The organism is Streptomyces sp. NPDC058637 (genome assembly GCF_042717325.1).
Classification (GTDB): domain Bacteria; phylum Actinomycetota; class Actinomycetes; order Streptomycetales; family Streptomycetaceae; genus Streptomyces.
Genome location: NZ_JBHXRD010000027.1, coordinates 68,371 through 93,373, shown reverse-complemented (window position 1 = coordinate 93,373; position 25,003 = coordinate 68,371). Strand labels below are relative to the sequence as shown.

Below are 25,003 nucleotides of genomic sequence, written 5' to 3'. Positions count from 1 at the left end.
GTGCGTCTGGAAGACGTCTACATACGGGCGACCGCCACCCGGCTGCCCGCCCGCCTGGCGGTCGCCGACGCCGTCGCCTCGGGGGCCTGCCCGCCCCGGGTGGCGGCGTCCACCGGCATGGAGTCGGTGGCGTACTCGCCCGACGAGTCCGCCGCCGAGATGGCCGCCGCCGCGGCCAGGACCGCGCTGCGCCGGGCGGACAGTCACGGCGGCGACGTCGATCTGCTGCTGCACGCCGACACCTACCACCAGGGCCAGGACCTGTGGCCGGTCGCCTCGTACATCCAGCGTGAGGCGCTCGGCAACAGCTGCCAGGCCGTCGAGATACGGCAGATGTCCAACGGCGGACTCGCCGCACTCGACCTCGCCACCGCCTACCTCACCGCGGGACACGGCCACGGCGACGCCCTGATCACCACCGCCGACCGGTTCTGCGCGCCCGGCATCGACCGCTGGAAGACCGACCCGGGCACCCCGTACGCCGACGGCGCCACCTCCCTCGTGCTCTCCAGGCGGGGCGGGTTCGCGCGGCTCGTCTCGCTCGCCCTGTACGCGGACCCCGAGCTGGAGCCGCTGCACCGCGGGGACGACCCGTTCACCCCCGCGCCCTTCACCCACCGGATGCCCGTCGACTTCGACGAGGCCAAGCGCGCCTTCGTCGGCCGCACCGGCATCTCGTACGCGATCACCCGGGCCCACAACGGCCAGCAGACGGTGATCAAGGAGGCGCTGGCCGACGCCGGGTCCGAGCTGGGCGAGGCGGACTGGGTCGTGCTGCCGCACTTCGGCCGCCGGCGCCTGCAGTCCATCTACTACAAGCCGTTCGGCATCGATCCCGACCGCACCACCTGGGACTACAGCCGGACGGTCGGCCACCTCGGGGCCGGCGACCAGTTCGCCGGACTCGACCACCTGCTGGTCTCGGGCCGTGCCTCGCCCGGCGACCGGTGCGTCCTGGTCAGCGTCGGCGCCGGATACAGCTGGGGCTGCGCGGTCGTGGACATCCTGCGACGCCCGGACTGGGCGACCCCCTGAACGGGTCCACCGATCCTCAAGTTCCGCTTGAGCACCTTATGTCAGCCTCGTGATCCGCCCTGCTGCGGACTGTCCGAAGGAAGGTTTGCCGTGGCGCCCACCGCTACGTCCGAGACCCGAGCGCTCCATGTCACGGAGCACTCCATCACCGTGGCCGCATCACCCGCCGCCGTCTACGCCCTGGTGGCCGACGTCGCCGAGTGGCCGCAGGTGTTCGGCCCCACCGTGCACGTCGAGGTGCTGGAGGAAGCCCCCGAAGAGGGTGGCGAGCAGCTCCTGCGCATCTGGGCGATCGCCGGCGACAAGGTCCGCACCTGGACCTCGCGCCGCGTCCTGGACCCGGCCGGCCGCACCATCACCTTCCGCCAGGTCGTCACGGCGGCGCCCGTCGAGTCGATGGGCGGCGAGTGGCGCGTCCAGGAGCTGGAGGACGGCACCACCCGGGTCACGCTGCTGCACGACTACCGTGCCGTCGACGACGCCCCCGACGCGGAGGCCCTCATCGAGCAGGCCGTCGACCGCAACAGCCGGGCCGAGCTCCTCGCCCTGAAGAACACCGCGGAGCAGGGCGAGGCCCGCGAGGAACTCCACTTCACCTTCAGCGACTCCGAGACCGTCTTCGGTGCGGCCGGCGACGTCTTCGCCTTCCTGGACCGGGCCGACCTGTGGCCCCAGCGGCTTCCGCACGTGGCCCGCCTGGACCTCAGCGAGGACGAACAGGGCATCCAGCGGATGGACATGGACACCCGCAGCCCCGACGGCTCCACGCACAACACCACCTCGGTCCGTGTCTGCTTCGAGGACCGCAAGGTCATCGTCTACAAGCAGCTCCGGGTGCCGGTCGCGATGAGCGGCCACACCGGGCGCTGGGTCATCGAGTCGCTCGGCGACGGGACCGTCAGGGCCACCTCGTGGCACACGGTGACGCTGGACCCGGCCGGTGTGCGCACCGCGCTCGGCCCCGACGCCACCCTCGCCGAAGCCCGGGACCTGGTGCGCAGGACGCTCGGTACCAACAGCTCCACCACATTGCGCCATGCCAAGAAGTTCGCGGAGGAAGTGCGTGCCGAAGCGTAGTCACGATGCACCGATCACGGTGGTCAACCGGTTCGACGTCAAAGGAGACACAGAGCGCTTCGAGCGCGAGTTCCGGCACCACTCGCAGTACCTGCGCACCCGCGAGGACTTCGACTTCCTGGTGACCGTGCGGCTCGTCGACCACCCGCAGGTGTACGTGCACCTCGGGCACTGGCGGACCATGCGGGGATTCCTCGACACCGTCCACGACGACACCTTCCAGGCCCAGGTCCGCAAGCTCGGACCCATGGTCGACACGGAGGCCGACCAGGCGGTGAGCGTGGCCCGGAAGATCACCGGGGACGCCGTCGCCGGGGCGGCGAACGTCGTACTGACCCGGGCGGTGGTGCACGGGGACCCGCACGTGTTCGAGCGGCAGTTCGCCGAGGCGAACGAGCACCTGGCGCGGCTGGGCGGATACGGCGGGAGCGATCTGCTGCGCTCCACGCTCCGCCCCGACGTCTACACGGCCGTCCAGTGGTGGCGCGACACCGACGCCTGCGAACAGGCCCTCGGCGACAGCGGCCACCGGGCCGCGACGCAGGCGATGACACGGGGTGCCGCCCTCACCGTGGAGCGCACCCGGCACGTGGCGTACGAGCGCGTCCTGAGCTGACGCGCCGCCGGCACACCGGGGCGCAGGCCGCTCCACCCGTACAGGAGCCGAGGACCACGTGTCCTCGGCTCCTGTACGTCCCGGGCACGAGTTCCCTTCGAGCGCCGTGGCCCAGGCTGTCCCCATGGCGAATCCGATGCGCATCACCGTGGTCCGCGGCCGGCCCGACGAGGCCGAGCTGGCGGCCGTCACCGCCGTCCTGCTGGCCCTCGTCCGCCGTACCGGCGAACCGGACGGCGACGTCGCAGCGGCCTACGCCGGCTGGACCGTGAAGAACGGCGGTCACCGCAACCCGGTGGCCTGGTCCGGACGATGAGCGGGCGTACGCACGACGGCCGCACGACATGCGAGGGGGAGGCATGACAGGACACCGGACGCTCACCGCACACATCCAGGCCCGGGCCGCCGAGACACCGGACCGGGAAGCGCTGATCCTCCTCGCCGAACGGGACGGCCGGCTGCTGCCGGAGACGATCACGTACGCGGAACTCGACCGGGCCGCGCGCACCCTGGCCGGACGGCTCGGCCGGCACGTACGGCCGGGGGACCGGGTACTGATCGCGCCGGGCTCGCGGGCCCTGTTCGTCACCGGTTTCCTCGCCTGCCTGTACGCCGGTGCCGTCGCCGTACCCGTGGCGCCGCCCGGTGGCCGGGGCCACCACGACGACCGCATCGCCAGGATCGTCAAGGACGCCGCGGCCGCCTGCCTGATCACCTCCGTCGCCGAGGCGGCCGAGGCCTCGCAGCTGCTCGCCCGGACCGGCCACGGCGACGTCGTCTGCCTGCTCGCGGACGGGCCCGCCCCGGCGGGTGCCGCACAGGAGGAGCCCGAACCGCACACGGCGGAGCCGGACGAGCCCGTGTACCTCCAGTACACCTCCGGCTCCACCCGCGACCCCCGCGGTGTGGTCGTCACCCACCGCAGCCTGCTCGCCAACCAGCGCGCCATCCAGGAGGCGCTCGGCACCCGCCCCGGCATCCGGATGGGCGGCTGGCTGCCCCTCCACCACGACATGGGCCTGGCGGGTCAGCTGCTGCACGCCCTGTGGCTGGGCGGCACCGCCGTCCTGATGTCCCCGGCCGCGTTCGTCAAACGGCCGGCGAACTGGCTGGAGACCGTCTCGCGCTACGGCCTGACCGTCAGCGGGGCCCCGGACTTCGCGTACGAGCTGTGCGTCCGCCGGATCAACGACTCCCAGATCGCCGCCCTGGACCTGTCCGGCTGGGAGGTCGCCGTCAGCGGCGGCGAACCCGTGGACGCCGCCACCCTCACCGCCTTCGCCGAGCGCTTCGCGCCCGCCGGACTGCGCCCCGGGGCACTGGCACCCTGCTACGGCCTGGCCGAGGCGACCCTGCTCGTCTCCGGCACCCGTACGGCGCCCGCCGCCGCGTCGCGCACCGTGGACGCCGCCGCCCTGGAGGCCGGCCGGCTGCTGCCCGCGCCCGAGGGCACCGGCCGGGTCCTCGCCCACTGCGGCCCGCCCGCGTCGGCCGAGGTACGCATCGTGGACCCCGAGACCCGCCGGGAGCTGCCCGACGGCCACATCGGCGAGATCTGGGTCCGCGGCGAGAGCATCGGCCCCGGCTACCGAGGCCGCCCCGCGGAGACCGCCGCGTCCTTCGGCTGCCGCATCGAGGGCGGCGGCCCCGGATATCTGCGCACCGGTGACCTCGGCGCCCTCGACGACGGCCTGCTGTACGTCACCGGCCGCATCAAAGACATGATCATCTTCGCCGGGCGCAACCTCTACCCGCAGGACCTGGAACGCACCGTCCAGCAGGTCAGCGGACTGTTCGGCGCCGCCACCGCCTTCGCCGTGCCCGACTCCCGCGAACGGATCGTCATCGTCCAGGAGCTGCGCGCCCGCAGCCGCTACGACATCGACCTGGCCGCCCTCGCCACCGCCGTCCAGCAGCGCCTCGGCCAGGAGTACGAGGTGAACGCGGGCGTGCTGCTCGTACGCCCCGGCACGGTCCGCAGGACGACCAGCGGCAAGGTGGAACGGGCCGCGATGCGCCGCCTCTTCCTGCGCGGCGAGCTCACCCCCCTGCACCAGCGGCTCGACGCCGACGTCGAACGGCTGCTCGCGGCCGGGCGGGCACGATGACACCCGCCGAGGAGCGCATCGACGCCCTGGAGCGGGCGTTCGGTCCCTTCGACGACCCCACGAACCCGCTCGGCGCCGAGGCCCTGCTCGCCGCCGACGCGGCCGGAGAGGTGCTGCCCGACGCCGAGAAGGTCCTCGACGAGTTCGACCTCAACGCGGAGTTCGTCCCCGCGGGCCTCGGCGGCCGGCTGGAACGGATGGACCTGCTCGGACGGATCCTGCGCCCCGTCTTCCGCCGGGACGCCTCACTCGGCTTCGGCTACGGGCTCAACTGCTTCTTCGCCGCCACCCCCGTGTGGACCGCGGGCAACGGCGCCCAGCGACGGCAGGCCGCCCGGCTGCTCCTGAACGGCCGCAGGATCGCCGTCGCCCGGCACGAGGTCGCCCACGGCAACGACTTCGTCCGCGACGAGTTCACCGCCGCGCCCGTCCCCGGCGGGCTCCTGCTCGACGGCAGCAAGTCGGCGATCGCCAACGCCTCCCGCGCCACCGGCCTGGTGGTCTTCGCCCGCACCGGGGCCGCCGGTGGCCGCAGCCACACCGTGCTGCTCCTGGACCGTGACGAACTGCCCGCGGACCGCGTCGAGGACCTGGCCCGGCGCACCACCAACGGCATGCGCAGCACCGAATTCGGCGGCCTGCGGATCACCGGGTGCCACGTCCCCGACAGCGCCGTGCTCGGCGCGCCCGGGGACGGCTACGAACTGTCGTTGCGCTCCTCGCTGCTCATCCGCGGACTCATCCCGTCCATCGTGCTAGCCGGGGCCGACACCGCCCTGCGCACCGTGACCAGGTTCGCCGTCCGCACCCGCGCCGACGGCCGGTCCTCCCTGGACGTGCAGCACGTGCGCGACGTGCTGACCGGCGGCTTCCTGGACCTGCTGCTCATCGACTGCCTCGCCCTCGTCGCGACACGGGCGCTGCACCTGCTGCCCCGGCAGATGAGCGCCTACGCGGCGGCGGCCGCCTACCTGGCGCCCCGGCTCGTCACCGAGAGCATGGACGAGATGTCGGCGGTCCTGGGCGAGGAAACGTTTGCCCTGGACGGGGCGTACGGCATGTTCCAGAAGCAGCGCCGCGACCTCCCGGTCACCTCGCTGGGGCACGCGGGCAGCGCCGGCCGGCAGGTGAGCATCCTGCCGCAGCTGCCCTACTTCGCCCGGCACGCCTGGTTCGCCGACCCCGAACCGCCGCCCGGACTGTTCCGGCCGCACGAGCCGCTGCCCCCGCTGGACCTGACCCTGCCCGCGCTGCTCGGCGACGGCGATCCGCTGGCCGCGACCCTCGTCGCCTGCACCGACCAGCTGGAATCGGCCGGGCCGCCCGGCCCTGCCGGTCACGCGCTGCGCTTCCTCGCCAGGTCGCTCACCGGTGAACTCGCCGAACTCAAGAAGGCGTTCGAGGCGATACCGCAGGGCGACCGGGAGGCGCTGTCGAGTCCGCACAGCTTCGGCCTCGCGGACCGCTACACCCTCGTCCTCGCCGCGGCCGCCTGCCTCGGGGTGTGGCGCGAGCAGCAGTCCGCACCCGCCGGCACCACCGACGCGTTCCTCGCCGACCCGGCCTGGGCCACCGCCGTCCTCTACCGGCTCGCGAGACGGCTCGGCCTGCCCCTGCCGGACCGGCCCGGCGTCTGCGAGCGGCAGGTGCTGGACGAGGCCGTCGCCCGACTGCACAACCGCCGCAGCTACGACCTCTACAGCTCGCCGCTCGCCTGAGGAGCCGAATCATGCAGGAACACCCGAGCTCAGCCGAGGACGACTTCGCCGTGGCCCACCGGGAATGGCTGCGTGAGCGGGTCGCCCACTACCTCGGCCGGCCTGTACCGGACACGGCACGGCTGGACGAGGAAGGGCTCGACTCGGTGGCCGCACTCAGCCTCTACGGGGACATGGAGGACGAGTTCGGCACGCTCGTCGAGCCCGAGGACATCCGGGCGTACCCCACCGTGCGTGAACTCGCCGACTTCCTGGCGATGCGGGACTCCCGGCACGGCGCCGGACGGATCCGGGCGGCCTTCGTCTTCACCGGCCAGGGCTCCCAGCACCCCGGCATGACCGCGGGCCTCCACCGGCACTCCACCGGCTACCGCACCTTCCTGGAGGAGGCCGACGCGGCACTGCTGCCCTTCACCCGGCAGTCCGTCGCCGGGCTGATCCTCGATGACGACCCGAGCGTCCACCGCACCGCGCTCGCCCAGCCCGCCCTGTTCGCCGTCGGCTACGCCCTGGCGCGGACCCTCCAGGAGGCGGGCGTCCAGCCGGTGGCGGTGCTCGGCCACGGCATCGGGGAGTTCGCCGCCGCGACCGTCGCCGGCGCGCTCACCCTCGACGACGCGGCACGACTGGTGGCGACGCGCGGCGCCCTCATGCAGGCCCTGCCGGCGGGCGGCGCGATGATGGCCGCCTGCGTCACACCGTACGAGGCGGCCGAACTCGTCGCCGCCGAACCGGACGTGGGCATCAGCGCCGTCAACGCCGCCAAGTCGGTCGTGCTCTCCGGCGACCGTGCCGCACTGGAGCGCGTCGAGGCCCGGCTCGCGGAACGGGACGTACGCTGCCGGTACCTGACCGTGACCCACGCCTTCCACTCCCCGCTGATGCGGCCCATGGTGAGCGAGTTCGAGGCCTGTCTGCGCCGGCTGCCCGGCGCCGCCGCCCGGCTGCCGTTCTACTCGACCCTGTACGGCCGGCTCGCCACCGAGCCCCTCTACGGCCCGTACTGGGCCGAACAGATCACCTCACCCGTCCGGTTCGCCGACGCCGCCCGCTGCCTGCTGGCGCAGCAGGCCCCCACCCACGTCGTCGAGATCGGGCCGCGGCCCGTGCTCACCCCCTACCTGCGGCGGATCGGCGGCGGCCGGCGGGGTCCCGTCTGCCTGCCGGTCTGCCGGGGCCCGCGGAGTGACGCCGTCGACCTGGCGGGGGTGATCTCCGCACTGGACGCGGGACCGCTGACGGCCGCCTTCCCCGGAGTGCGGGGCAGCGGCGCGCGTGACGGCGGTGCCTGACGTGCGGGCCCGGATCGGGCGGCCGCTGCACGCCGCCGGACCCGGCGGCCCCTGGGACGCCGTCCACGCGCAACTGCTGCACACCGGCACCGCCCTGATCCACGGGACGATGCCCGCCTGGTTGCCGGCCGGCGGCACGGACGCGGAGCTGCGCCGCCGGCTGGGCCGGGACTGGCAGCGCTACGAGAAGCTCACCCAGCCCCGGATGCGCGAACGCTTCGTGGCGTCCCGGCTGTTGCTGCGGCACGCCGCCGCCGCCGTCCTGCACACCGCCCCGGAACTGGTCGACCTCGCCTACCAGCCGGGCGGCAGGCCCTATGTGCGCGGCTGCGACCAGATCGACATCAGCCTCAGCCACACCGAGGAGATGATGGTCGTCGGCATCACCCGCCGGGGCCGCATCGGGGTGGACGTGGAGCGGGCCGACCGGCAGCTCGCGCACACCGGCTCGGAGAGCCAGGCCTGCACCCCGTACGAGAGGGCGCTGCTGGACGCGGGCGGCGACGGCGTGCGCAACGACGCGATGGTGCGGCTGTGGACCCTCAAGGAGGCGTACAGCAAGGCGCTCGGCCAGGGGCTGCGATTCCGTTTCACCGGGTTCGGCTTCTCGACCGAGGACGGTGTCACGCGGCTGGCCAGGCCGGACGGCTCCCCCGTGCCGGGCGGCGAGTGGCAGTTCGCGACCTTCGCGGCCGGTGACGGCTACGTCGTGAGCGTCGCGGTGTGCGACACCGGGTTCGGTGAGCTGTCCGACCTGTCGGTGGCGACGACCCTGGACGCCGGGATGCTCGACACCCTGCTGGGCGCGCCCGGGGCGTCAGGGGAGCCAGCCGGCGTCCTCGGCGATCCGGATGGCGTCGATGCGGTTGCGGGCCCCGAGCTTGCCGACGATGGCGGTGAGGTAGTTGCGCACCGTGCCCTTCGACAGGTAGAGGCAGCCGGCGATCTCGGCGGCGTCGGCACCGCGGGCCGCGAGCCGTAGGACCTCCAGCTCGCGCGGCGACAGCGGATTCTCGGGCGAGTCCCAGGCGGTCAGCGCGAGCTGCGGGTCGACGACCCGGCGCCCGGTGGCCACCGACCGTACGGCCAGGGCCAGCTGGTCCGGCGGTGAGTCCTTGAGCAGGAAGCCCGAGACGTGCGCGGACAGGGCGCGCCGCAGGGTGCCGGGACGCCCGAGACTGGTGAGGATCAGGGTGCGGCAGCTGGGCAGCTGCTCGTGGAGTTCGGCCGCGGCGGTGAGACCGTCGATCCCTGGGAGGTCGATGTCTATCACCGCCACGTCGGGTCTGGACGTCAGCGCGGTCGGCACGATCGTGTCGCCGCGGTCCACCGCGGCCACCACGTGCAGATCCGGTTCCAGTTGGAGCAGTGCGACCAGCGCGCCACGGATCATGTGGACGTCCTCGGCGAGGAGGATTCTCACAGACAGCATCGTTACCCCCGGTCGGATGATGTGGCTCACTTCGATCGGGCCGTAGGCCGGCCCAGGGCCTCTCGTTCGGACCGGTGCTAGGCCACGGCGGTTCTCTCCGGGCCCGGCCCCGCGACCGGTGACCCGCTGTCGTGGTTCTGGGGTCTGGTCGGTGCCCACACCTCCAGGTGGAACCTGCCGTCCCCGCCCAGCCCCGCGCTGAGACCGCCGCCTATGGCGGCGAAACGGATGCGCAGGTTGTCCAGGCCGCTTCCGCCGTTCCGCGCGGTGAAGACGTCGGGCAGCTCGTACGGGTGATCGTTGGTCAGACCGAGCCGGACCGTTTCTCCGTCCGTCTCGGCCTTGATGGAGCAGACCCGTACGCCGCTGTGCCGGAGGATGTTGGTGACCCCTTCCCGGAGCGCCGTGGCGAGGACGGTGTCGACCACCGGATGCAGCCGTCCGCACGCCACGTCCACCTCGGCACGCACGTCGGCCGCCGCGAGCACGGTTCCCGCCGACTCGGCCTCCTCGGACAGCGACATGTCCCGGTACCCGCTGGACACCAGCCGTACGTCCGACAGCGCCTGGCGTGCCACCTGGAGCAGCGAGGCGGTCTCCTCACGGGCCTTGTCCGGGCGGCTGCTGATGAGCCGTTGGACCAGCTCGCCCTTGAGGGCGATCGCCGAGAGGCTGTACCCGAGCAGGTCGTGGAGATCGCGGGCGAACCGCAGCCGTTCCTGCGTGACCGCCATCCTCGCCAGTTCCTCCCTGGTCGAGTGCACCTCGTGCACCAGGTCCGTCAGGCGGGTCAGGCCGTAGATGACGAGACCGGTCAGGATCCCCGCGATGGTGAAGTAGAGGACCAGGTCGACCGACGCCCCGGCACGCAGGTTGTAGACCGGGATGAACGCGATGAGCAGTCCGTAGGAGGGCCACGCGTACCGTGCCGGCAGCGTGAGCAGCAGGGAGGCGGCGAGCGGGCCCTGCATGCTGCCCCAGTTGGTCCCGAACCACACGAGCGGTGCGAAGGTGAGCACCGCCTGGACAGCCAGCGCCCCGGCCTTCCAGCCGGTCGACCAGCGCCGCGCCCCGCCCGAGGAGACCGCCACCTGGACGCCGTACACCGCGACGACGAGCACGACGCACGCGACGAGCTGCATGGTGTTCGGCCTGGTCCTGACGACGTTCAGGATCGTCATCGTGCCGTAGCAGGTGAGTGCCACGAGGATCACCGCCCGGGCGAGCAGCGGCGCCGGCGGCTGTGAACGCGGTGAGAACGAGGTGCCCAAGGACGTGGTCTCCGGCTTCCCCCTGTGCGCGTACGACATCTCCGTGACGGACCCCCCGGTCGTCGACCCTTGGTCCAAGGGTGCTTTCCCGCCATCACGACTCGTCGGCACTGCCGCCTCCTTGCCAGGACCAGTAGTGGCGGACCGCATGCTATGTCGTCCGGTCAGCCGTCAGCCACTGGTTCCCGAGGGCGACCTGATTCAGACGAAGAGTGGTACGGGGTTGATTTCTTCGTACCGGACAGGACGCGCGTGACGTCCCAGCAGCACCGGTACGTCGAAGAGCCGGCCGGGGGCGAATCGGGCCCAGAAGTGCCGCATTCCCGGAACGATCACTTTGACTACGGGAAGTCCCACGTCGGGGCGGGTCTGGTCGAGGACCAGCAACTCCATTCCATGGGCACGTACCAATGAGTCCGCCGTCTCCACATCGTCCCGCAGATCGTTCCGGGCGGTATACGAATAGTGCCCCGGAGTACGCGGACTTTCGGCTGGATCCGGACGCAGGTATGGCTGGTTATCCACCGTCCCTGTGCGCCACCAGTCCGCGAGGCCGGGATCCGCGGAGTGGAGGTCGGGCGAGTCCTCGTCCGGGGGGAGCAGTTGAGCCATTTCCGTCACCGCCCGGCGCAGGGCCAGCCGCGGGTCGAAGTGCGCCCCGAATCCGAAGGAGATGCCCTGGGCGCCCCCGTCGGTGCGCCGGGACAGCGCGGCCATGACCGGAATGCCGAAGTCCGCGGTGAGGTCGAGCACCCACAGGTCGCGGTGCAGCCGCGCGTACGCCGTCCGGGTCCGCGCCAGCCACGGTTCGTCGAAGGCGTCCAGGTCGACCGCGGGCTGACGGGTGCGGTTGTACCACCACAGGGCGACCGCGTCCCGCTCCACCACCTCCAGGAAGCCCTGGACGACGGCGTCCTCCGGGCTGCTGCCCGCCGCGTTGCCGTTGGAATCGGCCCAGGGCGCGGTGGGCACACCGCCCGGCCCGGCGCCGAAGTACAGCATCGAGGTGGGGAGCAGCCGGTGCGTGCCCGTGGTGAGGGACCACACGGGCGTCCAGTCGGCCGGCGCCTGCGGGTCGAACGGCGGGGGTACCTGCTGGAAGCGGGAGTTCCGGGCGTTCCACCCGTCCCGCTCACGGAACTGCCGGTCGGCGAACAGCTGGCAGTCGTTGGGGTGCAGGGCGGCCGGGCCGAGCCCCGTGAGGGTGTCGCGCACGGTGGGCTCGTCCCCCTGGCGGGTTCCGCAGTACCGTTCCAGCGCCTCGCACAGCGCGCCGACCTCGGCCTCCTGCGGAGTGGTCCCCTTGCCCCCGCTCTGGCCCCGCAGCCCGCCGCGCAGTCCGGCCAGCGAACGGCTGTCCCCCAGAGCCATGTTGCGCCCGGCCACGTACCGGTTCAGACCCTCCGGGGAGCCGGGCGCGGGACGCAGCTCCGACACGATTCCGGTGACCGGGTCGGCCAGGTGCCGGTAGCGCTCCAGGACCGCCGCCGCGCTGCCGGTCCGGTGGTTGCCGCCCACCGTGTGCGTCTTGGGGCTGGACCGCGGGACGAAGGGGCGGCGCACCTGCTCCGCGACGAGCCCGGGATCCCCGCACGCGGCGCACTGCGGGCGCCGCCGCACCGGATGCCGCCGGGTGCGCAGGGTGCGGGAGTCCAGCGTGCACACGGCCCCCTGGCCCTCGTAGCGCAGGCCCGCCACCCACTTCGACGTCTCCAGCACCGCGGTGTGCAGCCCCATGGCCCGTACGGTCGCGAGCGAGGCCTCGGGGACCTGCACCGTGCCCGCCAGACCCAGGGCGTGCATCACCGGGGACCGGGAGGCGCGGTGCCCGCGTAACCGGTGCGCCAGACACTCCCAGCAGGGGCCGTCGGCGTCCCCGAACACCGGCCCCACCCAGGTCTCCGCACCCCACGGCTTGGCCAGCAGCCAGGGCCGGCCCGCCGCGCGGTGGCGGGCGTCGATCTCCGCCAGTCGCGGGTCGAGGTAGTCGTCGCACAGGACGAGGGCGAGCGCCGCCGGCTCCCCGGGGCCCGCCGTCAGCCGCAGCCCGGCGGCCTCGCACTCCGCCCGGGCCGCGGCGGCGTCCACCCGGCCCAGCACGACCAGCTCCACCTCCGTCGTCAGCAACGACGCGGTGGCGCTGGGCCCGTCGAGGCCGGCGCACTCCCAGTACGCCTCCGTCGGGGCGTCGGCGGCCGGGTCGTGGTAGCCGATCAGATCGGCCTTCGCCAGCTCGGCGATCATCCGGGCCGCGGTGGCCGGGGTCAGCGACCCCGTCGCCTCCTCCAGCACACAGGTCAGGGTCCGGGTGCCGTCCAGCAGGGCCGCCAGCTCCTGGACCTCACGGCCCTGCAGCGCGGTCGTCCCCCGCTCGGACAGCAGGTAGACGGCGTCGCCCTCGATCGCCTCGACCCGCAGATGTCTCTTGAATCCCACCGGCAGCTCGCTGCCCGTCCCCCGGGAAGTGATCACGCACGGGCCGCCGGCGCCTCTTCCCCGGGCAGCGGCGTCATGCCGCTGTAGCAGCCGTAGAGCGTGGTGGCGCCGGGGCGGTCGAGCTCGTCGATGACCAGGCCGACGGCACCCTTGGCACCGGGGGCGCTCACGAACAGGTCCCCGTACACGGGTTCGGTCGCCGCGAGTCCGAACTCGGCGAGGACCGAGACCGGATCGCTCGTGTAACGCTGGGCCAGGTCGGGCTCCAGACCGGCACGGGCGGTCAGCAGGGCGAAGCGGTGGTCGCGGGACTTCGGGGCGGCGACGCTGCCGTTTTCCTGGTGGGCGAGCTGCGTGTGCGTCGTGACGGTCATGAGGATTCCCTCCCGGGTCGGTTGGTACGAGTTCGAGTTCGTTGCACCGAGTGCCAGGATTCTGCGACGTGCCACGGGGCCGGGCCCAGTGCCGGGCTCACCACTGGGGCATGACATTTTCATGTGCGCGCTCATGACCACCTCACTGGGACTCGAACGCCGCCGGTGCGAGGCTCGCCTCAGACTCCAGAGCCTGTGCCGACCCGGTGTCGGGCCGGCCTCACAGCGCATGAAGGGGAGGGCGCCATTATGGAGATCAAAGTCCTGGGACCACTGACGGCCCGTGAGAACGGGGTGTCCGTCGTACCCACCGCGGCCAAGCCGCGCCAGATCCTGTCCCTGCTCGCCCTGCACTCCGACCGGGTCGTGACCGTGGCGACCCTGATGGAGGAGATCTGGGGCGAGGACATCCCGCGCAGCGCGGCCACCACGCTGCAGACCTACATCCTCCAGCTCCGCCGCAAGATCGCGGCGGCCCTCGACGGCGACCCGGCCCGTCAGGCCAAGGACGTCCTGATCACCCAGCACGGCGGCTACCTGCTCCAGGTGCAGCCCGGCCAGGTCGACGCCCACGAGTTCACGCAGCTCACCGCGTCGGGCCGCGCCGCGCACGAGGCGGGCGACCACCTCGCGGCATCCGAACTGCTGGGCCGCTCCCTCAAGATGTGGCAGGGCTCCGCACTCGTCGACGTACGCATCGGCACCGTGCTGGAGCTGGAGGTGCTCCGCATGGAGGAGGACCGGATGGCGGCCCTGGAGCGGCGCATCGACGCCGACCTCATCCTCGGCCGGCACACCGGGATCGTGCCGGAACTGCGGGTCCTGGTCGCCAGGCACCCCATGCACGAGAACTTCTGCGCCCAGCTCATGACCGCGCTGCACCGCTCCGGCGGCGCCTGGCGGGCACTGGAGGCGTACCAGCGTCTGCGGGGGACGCTCGTCGACGAGCTGGGGCTGGAACCCTCGGCCCGGCTCCAGCGCCTCCACCATGCCGTGCTCTCCGCCGACCCGGCACTGGACCTGCAGGTCCCGGCCTCCGGCTGACACGGGGCCGGCCGTCGGTGCCGTCCCCGGCACCCGTCGGGGTACGCGCCGCGGCACGTTCTCCAGTTTGTCTCTAGCCGCCGTTCCTACGTTCGGCCGATGACGATCCTCGACGACCTCACGGTCACCCAGGCCGCCCCCGACCTCCGACGCGCCGCCGCGGAACTGCGACGGCTCAAGGAGGAGGTGAGCCGCGGACCCGATCCGGCGGCCACCCGGCGGCAGCACGACAAGAACAAGCTCACCGCGCACGAGCGGCTGGAACTCCTCTTCGACGACGGGACGTTCACGGAGATCGAGCCGCTGCGCAGGCACCGGGCCTCCGGCTTCGGCCTGGAGGAGCGCAAGCCGCACGGCGACGGTGTCGTGATCGGCTGGGGCCTGGTCCACGGCCGCACGGTGTTCGCCTACGCGCACGACTTCCGGGTCTTCGCCGGAGCGCTCGGCGAGGCGCACGCCGAGAAGGTGCACAAGGTGATGGACCTGGCGGCGGACGCCGGCGCCCCGCTGGTCAGCCTCAACGACGGGGCGGGCGCCCGCATCCAGGAAGGCGTCACCGCGCTCGCGGGCTACGGCGGGATCTTCCGCCGCAACGTCGCAGCCTCCGGGGTCATCCCGCAGATCAGCGTGATGCTGGGCCCGTGCGCGGGCGGCGCCGCGTACTCCCCGGCCCTCACGGACTACGTCTTCATGGTCCGGGACACGGCGCAGATGTTCATCACCGGGCCCGACGTCGTGCAGGCGGTGACCGGCGAGAAGATCACCCACAACGGCCTGGGCGGCGCCGACGTCCACGCCACCACCTCCGGCGTCTGCCACTTCGCCTACGACGACGAGGCCGAGTGCCTGGAGGACGTGCGGTTCCTCATCGCGCTGCTGCCGTCCAACAACCGCGAGATGCCGCCCTCGGTGCCCTGCGACGACCCGGCGGACCGGCTCACCGAAGCCCTCGCCGACCTGGTGCCGGCCGACCCGGGGCGCAGCTACGACATCCGCGCGGTGATCGAGGAGATCGTCGACGACGGGGAGACCTTCGAGGTCCACGAGGCGTGGGCGCCCAACATCGTGTGCGCGCTCGCCCGCCTCGACGGCCACCCGGTGGGCATCGTGGCCAACCAGCCGGCCGCCCTCGCCGGGGTGCTCGACATCCACGCCAGTGAGAAGGCCGCGCGCTTCGTCTCCACGTGCGACTCCTTCAACATCCCGCTCGTCACCCTCGTCGACGTCCCCGGCTTCCTGCCCGGCGTCGACCAGGAGCACAACGGCATCATCCGGCACGGGGCCAAGCTCCTCTACGCGTACTGCAACGCGACCGTGCCCCGGATCTCACTCGTCCTGCGCAAGGCGTACGGCGGCGCCTACATCGTCATGGACTCCCGCTCCATCGGAGCCGACCTGGCGTTCGCCTGGCCCACCAACGAGATCGCCGTGATGGGTGCCGAGGGCGCCGCCAACGTCATCTTCCGCCGAGAGATCGCCGCGTCCGACGACCCGGAGGCGGTCCGCGCCCGGCGGATCGACGAGTACCGGACCGAGCTCATGCACCCCTACTACGCGGCCGAGCGCGGGCTCGTCGACGACGTCGTCGAGCCCGCGGAAACCCGCCGCATCCTGATCCGGTCGCTGGCCATGCTGCGCTCCAAGCGTGCCGAAGTGCCGTCTCGTAAGCACGGAAATGTCCCTACGTAATCGGTCAAAAGGGCAGGTCCACGCGAACGCGAGTCCGGGTCTAGGGCGCGGACGTTCCATAGCTTCACCGGAAGCGGCGGCTCGTTACGAGCGTGCGGCCGACCGGTCCGGCCGGCCGGAGGGGTCCACACCCCGGACACCCTCCGGCCGCCGATACCGACTCACGACCCAGCAGTGATACGGACGAAGGGATCGACAGTGACCCCCACAATGCCAACCGGCAGGTGCGCCCAGCCGCATCCGGCCCCGTCGAAGGCCAGGTAGACCATGCGCAGAGTCGCCATCACCGGCCTGGGCGTCGTGGCCCCCGGTGGGGTCGGTGTCAAGGAGTACTGGAACCTGCTCACGGCGGGACGCACCGCCACCCGCAGGATCTCCTTCTACGACCCCTCACCGTTCCGTTCGCAGGTCGCCGCCGAGTGCGACTTCGACGCCCTGGCCGCCGGCCTCTCCCACCAGGAGATCCGCCGCCTCGACCGGGCCGCCCAGTTCGCGGTGGTCTCCACCCGGGAGGCCCTGGCCGACAGCGGCCTCGACCTCTCCGCCCTCGACCCCGGCAGGGTCGGCACGGCCGTGGGCAGCGCGGTCGGCTGCACCACCAGCCTGGAGCGCGAGTACGCGGTCGTCAGCGACGGCGGCCGCAAGTGGAACGTGGACCACGAATACGCCGTACCCGAGCTCTACCGGCACTTCGTCCCCAGCTCCATCGCCGCCGAAGTCGGCCTGGCGGCAGGGGCGGAGGGACCCGCCGCGGTCGTCTCCACCGGATGCACCTCCGGTCTCGACTCGCTGGGCCACGCCGTGGAACTCATCCGCGAGGGCACCACCGACATCATGATCGCCGGTGCCACCGAGGCCCCGATCTCGCCCATCACCTCGGCCTGCTTCGACGCCATCCACGCCACCACCCCCCGCAACGACACCCCGGAGAGCTCCTGCCGGCCCTTCGACCGGACCCGCAGCGGACTCGTCCTCGGCGAGGGCGCGGCCATCCTCGTACTGGAGGAGCTGGAGAGCGCCCGGCGGCGCGGCGCCCACATCTACGCCGAGATCGCCGGCTTCGCCTCCCGCTGCAACGCCTACCACATGACCGGTCTCAAGCCGGAGGGCCTGGAGATGGCGGAGGCCATCGACGTCGCCCTGGCCGAGGCCCGCCTCGCACCGGACACCATCGACTACATCAACGCCCACGGCTCCGGCACCAAGATGAACGACCGCCACGAGACCGGCGCCTTCAAGCGCAGCCTCGGGGACCACGCGTACCGCACCCCGATCAGCTCCATCAAGTCGATGATCGGGCACTCCCTCGGCGCCATCGGCTCCCTGGAGATCGCCGCCTGCGCGCTCGCGATGGAGCACGGCATCCTGCCGCCCACCGCGAACCTCCACGAGCCCGACCCCGAGCTCGACCTCGACTACATCCCGCTGGTCGCCCGCGAGAAGCAGACCGACGTGGTCCTCAGCGTGGGCAGCGGATTCGGCGGATTCCAGAGCGCCATGGTGCTGGCCCGCCCGGAGAGGAGCACCTCATGACCACCGCAGTGGTGACCGGCCTGGGCATCACCGCCCCCAACGGACTGGGAACCGAGGACTACTGGAAGGCCACGCTGGCCGGCGAGTCCGGTCTCGGACCCGTCACCCGCTTCGACGCCACCCAGTACCCCTCCCGGATCGCCGGGGAGGTCGGCGACTACATCGCCGAGGACCACATCCCCAGCCGGCTGATGCCCCAGACCGACCACATGACGCGCCTCGCGCTGACCGCGGCCGACTGGGCACTGGCCGACGCGGGCATCGACACCACCGACATGCCCGAGTACGGCATCGGCGTGGTCACCGCGGCGTCCGGCGGTGCCGTCGAGTTCGGCCAGCGGGAGCTGCAGAACCTCTGGAGCAAGGGCAAGGAGTACGTCAGCGCCTACCAGTCCTTCGCCTGGTTCTACGCCGTCAACACCGGCCAGATCTCCATCCGGCACAAGCTGCGCGGCCCCAGCGGCGTCCTGCTCACCGAACAGGCCGGCGGCATCGACTCCCTCGGCCACGCCCGCCGCCACATCCGCAAGGGCTTCCCGGCCGTCATCTCCGGCGGCATCGACGCCGCGATCTGCCCCTGGGGCTGGGTCCCGCAGATCGCCTCCGGCCTGATGAGCACCGTGAACGACCCGGCCCGCGCCTACCTGCCCTTCTCGCCGGACGCGGGCGGGTACGTACCCGGCGAGGGCGGCGCGATCCTCCTCGTCGAGGACGCCGAGTCGGCCCGCACCCGCGGAGCCGCCACGGTCTACGGCGAGATCGCCGGATACGCCGCCACCCTCGACCCGGCACCCTCCACCGGCCGCCCGCCCGGCCTGCGCAGGGCCGTCGAGAACGCCCTCGCCGACGCCGGGATCACCGCCGGGGACATCGACGTCGTCTTCGCCGACGCCGCCGGCGTCCCCGACCTGGACCGGGCGGAGGCACAGACCCTCACCGCGCTGTTCGGCGCGCACGGGGTCCCCGTCACCGCTCCCAAGACGATGACGGGCCGCCTGCTCGCCGGCGGTGCCGCCCTCGACGTGGCCACCGCGCTGCTCTCGCTGCGCGACGGAGTCATCCCGCCGACCGCCAACGTCGGCGCGCCGGACCCCGGCCACACCATCGACCTGGTCACCGAGGCACGCGAGGCGAATCTGCGCCACGCGCTGGTCCTCGCCCGGGGCCACGGCGGCTTCAACGCGGCACTCGTCGTACGCCGCGGCTGAACAGCACCCCACCCCCCACACGCTCCACCCCCCCACGAACCACCGGCACCACCGCCACACCGGAACGATCCATACGCCCAACCGAGAGGACGGCACCGCCCATGAGCACCACGACCGCCACAGTGACCCTGGCCGACCTGACCCGCATGCTGCGCGAGAGCGCCGGCGAGGAGGAGGGCATCGACCTCGACGGTGACGTCATCGACACCCCGTTCATGGAGCTCGGCTACGACTCGCTCGCCCTGCTCCAGGTCATCGGGCAGATCCAGCGCGAGTACGGCGTCGAGATCCCGGACGACGCCGTCGTCGACGCCGAGACCCCCGGCGCCCTTCTCGCCCTCATCAACTCCGGGGCCACCGCGGCCTGAGCCGGTCCCGCACGGCCGCCCCGCTTCTCGTCCCCCCGTGGGCGGGGCGGCCGTCACCGGCCTCACCACACCGATCCGTATCGATGGGGGCCCGAGCCGCGGCCCACGAGGAGGAACCATGTCGCTCACGCAACGGAGTGCGGTGGTCCGCCGGCTGATCGTCAGCCCCGGCTCCGCGCCGCAGCACCGCAGCACCGCACCGGTCGTCGCCTCGGCCGCCGCCGTATCGGCCGTACTGCGCGCCTTCGGCCGCCCTCCCGAGGACCTGCCCGCCCGGACCGTCGTGCTCCTCGGCGCGGACACCCTCGACGGCGTCGGGCCCGAGCACGAAGGCTTCACCGTCCGCACCGCGGACACACCGGGCCGCGCCCTGCGCCAGGCCCACCGGGAACTCCACGAAGGCACCGCCGACCTCGCCCTGGTCGCCGGCTTCGGCGAACCCGACCCCCGGACCATCACCGTGTACGCCGTCAAGCGGGCCGCCGAAGCCGTGGCGGACGGCGACGCGGTGCTCGGCGTGCTCGACGTCACCACGCCCGGTGGCGAGGACACCACCCCGCCGCTGCGCCCCCTGACCGGCAGCCCGCGCGGCACCGACCCCGACCGGCACCGGCTGGTCTGCTGGTCGGGACAGAACGCGGACGACGAGATGCGGGTACGCGACGAGCTCCTGCCGATGCTCAGCGGCGTACACCGCGAGATCTTCCCCGCCCTGCCCGCCACCGTGCCCTGCGGCACCGCCCCCGGCCCGATCCGCGGCGCGGCCGTCACCGTCTCCGCGCTCGCCGCCCCGGCCGTGCACAAGGCCCGCGCCACCGACGCCTCGCGCCCCCGCCCCGTCGCCCTGCTCTTCCCGGGCCAGGGCTCCCAGCACGCGGGGATGGCGGCCGGCCTCTACCGCCGCGAACCCGTCTTCACCGCCGCCGTCGACGCGGCCCTCTCCCACATGGGCGAGGAGGGCCCCCGCATCCGCGCCGACTGGCTCGACCCGGCACGGGCCGCCATCGGCATCGACGACGTACGGCGCGCCCAGCCCCTCCTGTTCGCCATCGACTACGCACTGGGATGCCTCGTCCTGAGCTGGGGCGTCCGCCCGACCGCCCTGCTCGGCCACAGCGCCGGCGAGCTCGTCGCGGCCACCTTCGCCGGGGTCGTGTCGCTGCGCGACGCGGTCGCGATGGTGCTGGCCCGGGTCCGGGAGGCCGTGAAGATCCCGGCGGGCGGCATGCTCGCCGTCGCCGCGAGCGAGGAGCAGGTGCTCCCGTACCTGACGGCCGATGTCGCCGTCGCGGCCGTCAACGCCAACCAGCAGGTGATGCTGGCCGGTTCGAAGGACCCGCTCACCGAGGTCGCCGCCCGGCTCAAGGCGGACGGGCACACGGTGGTGACGGTCCCCGCCACCAGCCCCTTCCACTCGCCGGCCATGGCCCCCGCCTCCGACGCGGTCGAGGTCGCCTACCGCGATATCCCCCTGCGCGAGCCGAAGATGGCCCTCTACTCCGGCTACACCGGAGCCCTGATGAGCCCTCAGGAAGCACGCAGCCCCCGCTTCTGGGCCCGCCAGATCACCGACACCGTCTACTTCCGCAAGGCCCTGGACGAACTCCTGGCCGCCGACGACGTCCTGCTGGTCGAGGTGGGCCCCCGTCAGACGCTCACCGCTTTCGCCCGTCGGCACCGCTCCGTACGCCTGGGCGCCGGCGCGGTCACCCCGGTCCTCCCGGCACGGGCGGGAACCCCCGAGGCCGACCGTCAGTCGGTGCTCACGGCGGCGGCCCGCATCTGGACCGAGGGCCACGACCTGGACCTGAACGCGGTGGCCCGGCTGTGGACCTGGAGCGAGGAGGAGGCTGCCGGGGCGGAACCCCGTGTCCCCGCGCGGGCGCAGACACAGCTCGCGTGAGACACGTGGCGCGGGCCCTGCACGAGATACGCGTGTCGCTGACGGCGGCGGGCTGGATCTGGCTCGGCCTCTCCGTCACGGGCCCGCCCCCGCCCCCGGCGGACCAGCCCCCGACCGGGCCGCCGGAGGGACATCCGGAACGGCTCCGCCCGGACGTACCGCTGACGCCGGGGGAGGCCGCGCTCCAGCGGCAGCTCACGGGACGGTGGCCCTGACATCCCTCGCGCCGGCCCCGCCTACTTGGACTCGACCCGTCCGACCGGGCGGGGGCCGGCCGCCAGCGCGTTCCGCGCCTCCTGCCAGGCCGGATCCCCGGGGCTGAACGCCGTACGCAGGTACGCCCAGGTGAGCCCCTGGACCGCGGACACCCGCCCGGGGTTCTCGTCCGTGGTCTCGGCGACGTCGTAGCCGGAGATCCCGCCGAGCCCGTGCTCCGCGTCGAACAGGGTGAGCAGGGACTTGGGGCCGGGCGAGAGGACGTACGGATCGGCGTGCCAGTCCGGGCCCGACACCGTCAGGTGCGTGGAGGTGTCCTTGTCCCCGGCGACCACCAGTGCGGGCGTCCTCATCCCGGAGAAGTCCGTGCTCAGGAAGAAGGGCATGCTCTTCGCCGCGGACCGGTTGAGGGCGTCACCGCCCCGGCCGGGCGCGGCGAGCAGCACACCCGCCCCGATCCGGGGATCGGACAGGTCCACCTCCGTCCCGTCCTCGGGATCGGTGAGCCGGGCACCCAGCAGCAGGCTCGCGGTGTGCCCGCCCATCGAGTGCCCGGCCACGGCGACCCTGCCCCGGTCCAGACGCCCGCGCAGCTGCGGGACGGCGGCCTCGACCAGATCCAGCCCGTCCAGGACGCGCGTCATGTCCTCGGCCCGCGACCGCCAGAACAGAGGCGCGCCGGGGGTGGCGGGATCGAGGCTCAGGGTCCGCGAGCTCAGATGGGTGGGCCGGATCACGACGAAGCCGTGCGCCGCCCAGAAGTCGGCGAGCGGCGCGTAGCCGTTCATCGAGGAGAGGTGGTTCGAGTAGCCCTGGCCGTGCGACAGGAGGACGACCGGCAGGTCGCTTCCCGTCATGGGCGCGGACACCCGCATCTCCAGGTCCACGGCCCGGCCGGGCGCCGGCAGCACGACCGGACCGACGGAGAGGACCGGGGCGGGCGGGCCGAGGAGGCTCGCGGTGTCGATGGATTCACTCATGGTGTGTCTGTCCCTTCGACGGCCATGACCACCGGTCCTGTCCGGCCGGCGGCCGGCAGCGGCCCGCTCGGGCCGAAACCAAAGCGGAACGTTGCTCCGCTAAAGATACGGAGCGCTGTTCCGTTTTGTCAACGGCTGTTGGGACGAGCGCACGGTGCCCTCCGCCGAGCCCGCCGCATCGGCCGGAGTCCACCGGTGGCCCGTGCTCCCCGCCGTATCGTGGGCACCCGGGCTGCCGGCCGGCCGCCCCGGACGGAGAGGCCCCCGCGTGCACCCGCTCACCGATGACCAGATCGCCGCCCGGATGGTCCGGATCCCGGGCGGCACGGTGGACCTGCGCGACGACCGCCGGGGCACCCGATGGCAGGCGGACGTCGAGCCGTTCCTGCTCGGCAGGCACCCCGTCACCAACCAACTGCACCGCGCGCTCACGGGATCGGACGCGGCCCCCACCGCGAGCGGAGCCTCACCCCTCACGAACATCAGCTGGCTGGACGCCGTCGACCTGTGCGACCGGTTCTCGGCAGGGGCCGGCCTGCGCCCCGCCTACTCCCGTGACGCGCGGACGGGCGAGGTGACCTGGGACCGGACGTCCGACGGCTACCGCCTGCCGACCGAGGCCGAATGGCAGTACGCCTGCAAGGCGGGGACCACCGGATACCGGTACGGGGAGATCGACGCCATCGCCTGGTACGACGGCAACTCCCAGGGCCGGGCCCACGACGTCGGCTCCAAGTCGCCCAACGCCTGGGGGCTGCACGACATGCTGGGCAACGTCTGGGAGTGGTGCTGGGACGTCTACGACGAGGAGGTCTACGGCTCCTACCGGATCTTCCGGGGCGGCGGCTGGGCCGAGTCGGAACGCGGCTGCGGCGCCACCGTACGCCGCCGGAGCCACCCCACGTTCGCCATCGACGACCTGGGCCTCCGGCTGGCCCGAGGTCCGCTCGGGCCGACGGCGGACTGAGGCGGGCCGGACCCGTCCTGTGCCCTCAGGTCAGTCGGAAGGCCCCATCAGCGCGGAGACCGCCAGGAAGTAGCCGACGACGAGGGCCGTGTGCAGGACCACGACACCCCACGGATGCGCGTGCCACCACGGCAGCCGGACACCGGGGAACGCGGTCCGCAGCTCCTTGGGCGACGAGGCCGGGGAGTCGGTGAACGGTATGCCCCGCAGCCGTCGCGCGAGCCGTTCCGTGTCGGCCCGCTGCCAGGGCCGCATGTCGAGCACGAAGGGGCGGGCCACGTCCGAGGTGATGACCATGCGCCCCGGCGTCGGGGTGAGGGGACCGACGCCGAGGGTGACGGGGTGCAGTCCGGTCAGGAACTCCACCGGCACGCGGTAGACGGAGACCCCGAACGCGTTGTCGACCCGCAGTTCGTCCTCGACGACCGCGACCCGGGCCAGTGAGGATCGCAACGCCGTCATGACGAGGACCACCACCACGGGCAGCACGATCAGCACGAGGCTGGGGACCAGCCACCCGATGCCGAACTCGCCGATCAGCAGGGCCCCCAGCGAACAGAGGGCCGGCACACCGACCACCCCGTACAGCGCCAGCCGCTTGCGATAGACCGCGTTGTCCGGCCGCACGACCACGCGCGCGCCTGCTCCCGCCATGACATCCCCCTCGAGCCACCCGACCGACCGCGCCATCATGACGCCGATCCGCACCCGGCGACAGAGCGCGGTGCGCGCGGGCAACGGTGGAAAACCGTACGGGGGTTCGACGTCCCGTGAGGTACGTTCCTGTCGTCCGAAGGGGGGCGAAGTGGCGAAGCTCAACCAGATCATCGCCGTGGAAAAGGGTGTCAAGAGCAAGTCGCTCCAGGACATCACCGCGGCTCACCACCAGGTGCAGAAGCCCGTACAGCTGGCCGGCATCTCGCGTACGTACCAGCCGAAGGACGAGGAGGGCGAGCAGCTGCCGCCCGAGTCCACGCGCGTCCAGGTCAAGGCCGAGGACGTACTGCGTGAGATGTCCGCGTCACTGACCCGGCTGTTCGACGTGACCGCCACCAAGGACTGGGCCAACTGTTCCGCCCGCGCGGACGTCACCGTCGACGGACGGGTGATCGTCGGCGAGGTGCCGGTCAGCTACCTCCTCTTCCTGGAGAAGCAGCTCACCGACCTGCACACCTTCGTCAAGAAGCTCCCCGTGCTCGACGCCTCCGAGTCCTGGTCGCTCGACCCGTCCACGGACTGGTGGAAGACCGACCCGGTACGCACGATCCGTACGAAGAAGGTCCCCCGCAACCACGTCAAGGCCGAGGCGACCGACAAGCACCCGGCGCAGGTCGACGTGTACTACGAGGACGTGCCGATCGGGTACTGGACGACCGTGAAGTTCTCCGGATCGCTTCCGGCGAGGCGGGTGAACGAGCTGCTGGATCGTGTCGAGAAGCTGCAGCACGCGGTCAAGTTCGCCCGCGAGGAGGCTAATGGTGCCGAGGTCACCGACCGGCGGGTCGGCGACGCGGTGTTCGGCTACCTGTTCGGCTAGTACCGGACACGGGTAGCATCCCAAGTCGCCCCCACGCGAAGCCGTGGGGGTGCGTGACATCACGCGGCCGGTTGAGGTCCGGTCCGGGTGACGAGCGCAAGCTGAAACTGACGTTCAGCCTGAAGACGCGGTAAAGGTGAAGGTTCGAGTCCTTCCCCCGGCACCACAGGCCGGGGTGGCCCAACATGGCAGAGGCAGC

General features: G+C 72.6%; 22 protein-coding genes and 1 pseudogene. 17 read left to right on the top strand and 6 right to left on the bottom strand.

The window, feature by feature from the left end; all coding sequences use genetic code 11:
- From ACFWVP_RS25455 to ACFWVP_RS25420, 8 genes and pseudogenes are all read left to right on the top strand, one after another.
- Positions 1-1,035 carry a ketoacyl-ACP synthase III family protein gene (locus ACFWVP_RS25455; RefSeq protein ID WP_384499997.1) on the top strand — a complete coding sequence of 345 codons (1,035 nt, stop codon included), beginning with the start codon at positions 1-3 and terminating at the stop codon, positions 1,033-1,035.
- A 90-nt stretch (positions 1,036-1,125) separates the two neighbouring features.
- The gene (locus ACFWVP_RS25450; protein WP_384499995.1) at positions 1,126-2,112 is read left to right on the top strand and encodes an aromatase/cyclase; all 987 of its coding nucleotides are present in this window, start codon (positions 1,126-1,128) and stop codon (positions 2,110-2,112) included.
- Positions 2,099-2,728, top strand: coding sequence for an antibiotic biosynthesis monooxygenase family protein (locus tag ACFWVP_RS25445; protein WP_384499993.1), 630 nt, complete (start codon positions 2,099-2,101; stop codon positions 2,726-2,728). Before ACFWVP_RS25450 ends, ACFWVP_RS25445 begins: the two co-directional genes overlap by 14 nt.
- A 124-nt stretch (positions 2,729-2,852) precedes the next feature.
- Positions 2,853-3,044, top strand: a complete 192-nt coding sequence (locus tag ACFWVP_RS25440) for an acyl-CoA carboxylase subunit epsilon (protein ID WP_384499991.1) — start codon at positions 2,853-2,855, stop codon at positions 3,042-3,044.
- A gap of 43 nt (positions 3,045-3,087) precedes the next feature.
- Positions 3,088-4,836, top strand: a complete 1,749-nt coding sequence (locus ACFWVP_RS25435) for a fatty acyl-AMP ligase (RefSeq protein ID WP_384499989.1) — start codon at positions 3,088-3,090, stop codon at positions 4,834-4,836.
- Positions 4,833-6,554 carry an acyl-CoA dehydrogenase gene (locus ACFWVP_RS25430; RefSeq protein WP_384499987.1) on the top strand — a complete coding sequence of 574 codons (1,722 nt, stop codon included), beginning with the start codon at positions 4,833-4,835 and terminating at the stop codon, positions 6,552-6,554. Before ACFWVP_RS25435 ends, ACFWVP_RS25430 begins: the two co-directional genes overlap by 4 nt.
- An 11-nt stretch (positions 6,555-6,565) precedes the next feature.
- Complete coding sequence (locus ACFWVP_RS25425; protein WP_384499985.1) at positions 6,566-7,846, top strand: acyltransferase domain-containing protein; 1,281 nt, start codon at positions 6,566-6,568, stop codon at positions 7,844-7,846.
- A 109-nt stretch (positions 7,847-7,955) separates the two neighbouring features.
- A pseudogene (locus ACFWVP_RS25420) lies at positions 7,956-8,552 on the top strand (4'-phosphopantetheinyl transferase family protein); the annotation flags it as partial.
- A 111-nt stretch (positions 8,553-8,663) separates the two neighbouring features.
- Here ACFWVP_RS25420 and ACFWVP_RS25415 read toward each other — a convergent pair.
- From ACFWVP_RS25415 to ACFWVP_RS25400, 4 genes are all read right to left on the bottom strand, one after another.
- Positions 8,664-9,278, bottom strand: coding sequence for a DNA-binding response regulator (locus tag ACFWVP_RS25415; protein ID WP_057573620.1), 615 nt, complete (start codon positions 9,276-9,278; stop codon positions 8,664-8,666).
- Between the two features lie 77 nt (positions 9,279-9,355).
- Complete coding sequence (locus ACFWVP_RS25410) at positions 9,356-10,588, bottom strand: sensor histidine kinase (RefSeq protein ID WP_384499983.1); 1,233 nt, start codon at positions 10,586-10,588, stop codon at positions 9,356-9,358.
- 162 nt (positions 10,589-10,750) lie between these two features.
- Positions 10,751-12,985 carry a TOMM precursor leader peptide-binding protein gene (locus ACFWVP_RS25405; RefSeq protein ID WP_384499982.1) on the bottom strand — a complete coding sequence of 745 codons (2,235 nt, stop codon included), beginning with the start codon at positions 12,983-12,985 and terminating at the stop codon, positions 10,751-10,753.
- A 32-nt stretch (positions 12,986-13,017) separates the two neighbouring features.
- On the bottom strand, positions 13,018-13,359 hold the full coding sequence (locus tag ACFWVP_RS25400; RefSeq protein ID WP_384499980.1) for a hypothetical protein: 342 nt from the start codon (positions 13,357-13,359) through the stop codon (positions 13,018-13,020).
- 249 nt (positions 13,360-13,608) lie between these two features.
- Between ACFWVP_RS25400 and ACFWVP_RS25395 the strand changes: the two genes are divergently transcribed.
- The 7 genes from ACFWVP_RS25395 (at position 13,609) to ACFWVP_RS25365 (ending at position 21,319) form a co-directional block, all read left to right on the top strand.
- Positions 13,609-14,403, top strand: coding sequence for a BTAD domain-containing putative transcriptional regulator (locus tag ACFWVP_RS25395; protein ID WP_384499978.1), 795 nt, complete (start codon positions 13,609-13,611; stop codon positions 14,401-14,403).
- A gap of 99 nt (positions 14,404-14,502) precedes the next feature.
- Positions 14,503-16,092 carry an acyl-CoA carboxylase subunit beta gene (locus ACFWVP_RS25390; protein WP_384499976.1) on the top strand — a complete coding sequence of 530 codons (1,590 nt, stop codon included), beginning with the start codon at positions 14,503-14,505 and terminating at the stop codon, positions 16,090-16,092.
- Between the two features lie 267 nt (positions 16,093-16,359).
- A complete protein-coding gene (locus ACFWVP_RS25385; protein WP_384499974.1) occupies positions 16,360-17,625 on the top strand; it encodes a beta-ketoacyl-[acyl-carrier-protein] synthase family protein in 1,266 nt (421 codons plus the stop codon).
- Entirely contained in the window at positions 17,622-18,833 is a 1,212-nt protein-coding gene (locus ACFWVP_RS25380; protein WP_384499972.1) for a ketosynthase chain-length factor, read from the top strand. Before ACFWVP_RS25385 ends, ACFWVP_RS25380 begins: the two co-directional genes overlap by 4 nt.
- A 101-nt stretch (positions 18,834-18,934) precedes the next feature.
- Positions 18,935-19,201 (top strand): acyl carrier protein, encoded by a 267-nt coding sequence (locus tag ACFWVP_RS25375; RefSeq protein ID WP_384499970.1) that lies wholly within the window; start codon positions 18,935-18,937, stop codon positions 19,199-19,201.
- Positions 19,202-19,319: 118 nt separating this feature from the next.
- Complete coding sequence (locus tag ACFWVP_RS25370; protein WP_384499968.1) at positions 19,320-21,104, top strand: acyltransferase domain-containing protein; 1,785 nt, start codon at positions 19,320-19,322, stop codon at positions 21,102-21,104.
- On the top strand, positions 21,101-21,319 hold the full coding sequence (locus tag ACFWVP_RS25365; RefSeq protein WP_384499966.1) for a DUF6059 family protein: 219 nt from the start codon (positions 21,101-21,103) through the stop codon (positions 21,317-21,319). Before ACFWVP_RS25370 ends, ACFWVP_RS25365 begins: the two co-directional genes overlap by 4 nt.
- A 21-nt stretch (positions 21,320-21,340) precedes the next feature.
- On the opposite strand, the gene ACFWVP_RS25360 is transcribed toward ACFWVP_RS25365, so the two are convergent.
- Positions 21,341-22,300, bottom strand: coding sequence for an alpha/beta hydrolase family protein (locus ACFWVP_RS25360; protein WP_384499964.1), 960 nt, complete (start codon positions 22,298-22,300; stop codon positions 21,341-21,343).
- Positions 22,301-22,604: 304 nt separating this feature from the next.
- Here ACFWVP_RS25360 and ACFWVP_RS25355 point away from each other — a divergent pair, with 304 nt between their 5' ends.
- Positions 22,605-23,267, top strand: coding sequence for a formylglycine-generating enzyme family protein (locus ACFWVP_RS25355; protein ID WP_384500024.1), 663 nt, complete (start codon positions 22,605-22,607; stop codon positions 23,265-23,267).
- Between the two features lie 30 nt (positions 23,268-23,297).
- Here the strand turns inward: ACFWVP_RS25355 and ACFWVP_RS25350 are convergent, their stop codons facing one another.
- On the bottom strand, positions 23,298-23,921 hold the full coding sequence (locus tag ACFWVP_RS25350) for a hypothetical protein (RefSeq protein WP_384499962.1): 624 nt from the start codon (positions 23,919-23,921) through the stop codon (positions 23,298-23,300).
- 151 nt (positions 23,922-24,072) lie between these two features.
- Here ACFWVP_RS25350 and ACFWVP_RS25345 point away from each other — a divergent pair, with 151 nt between their 5' ends.
- Positions 24,073-24,804 carry a hypothetical protein gene (locus ACFWVP_RS25345; protein WP_384499960.1) on the top strand — a complete coding sequence of 244 codons (732 nt, stop codon included), beginning with the start codon at positions 24,073-24,075 and terminating at the stop codon, positions 24,802-24,804.
- Positions 24,805-25,003 lie beyond the last annotated feature (199 nt).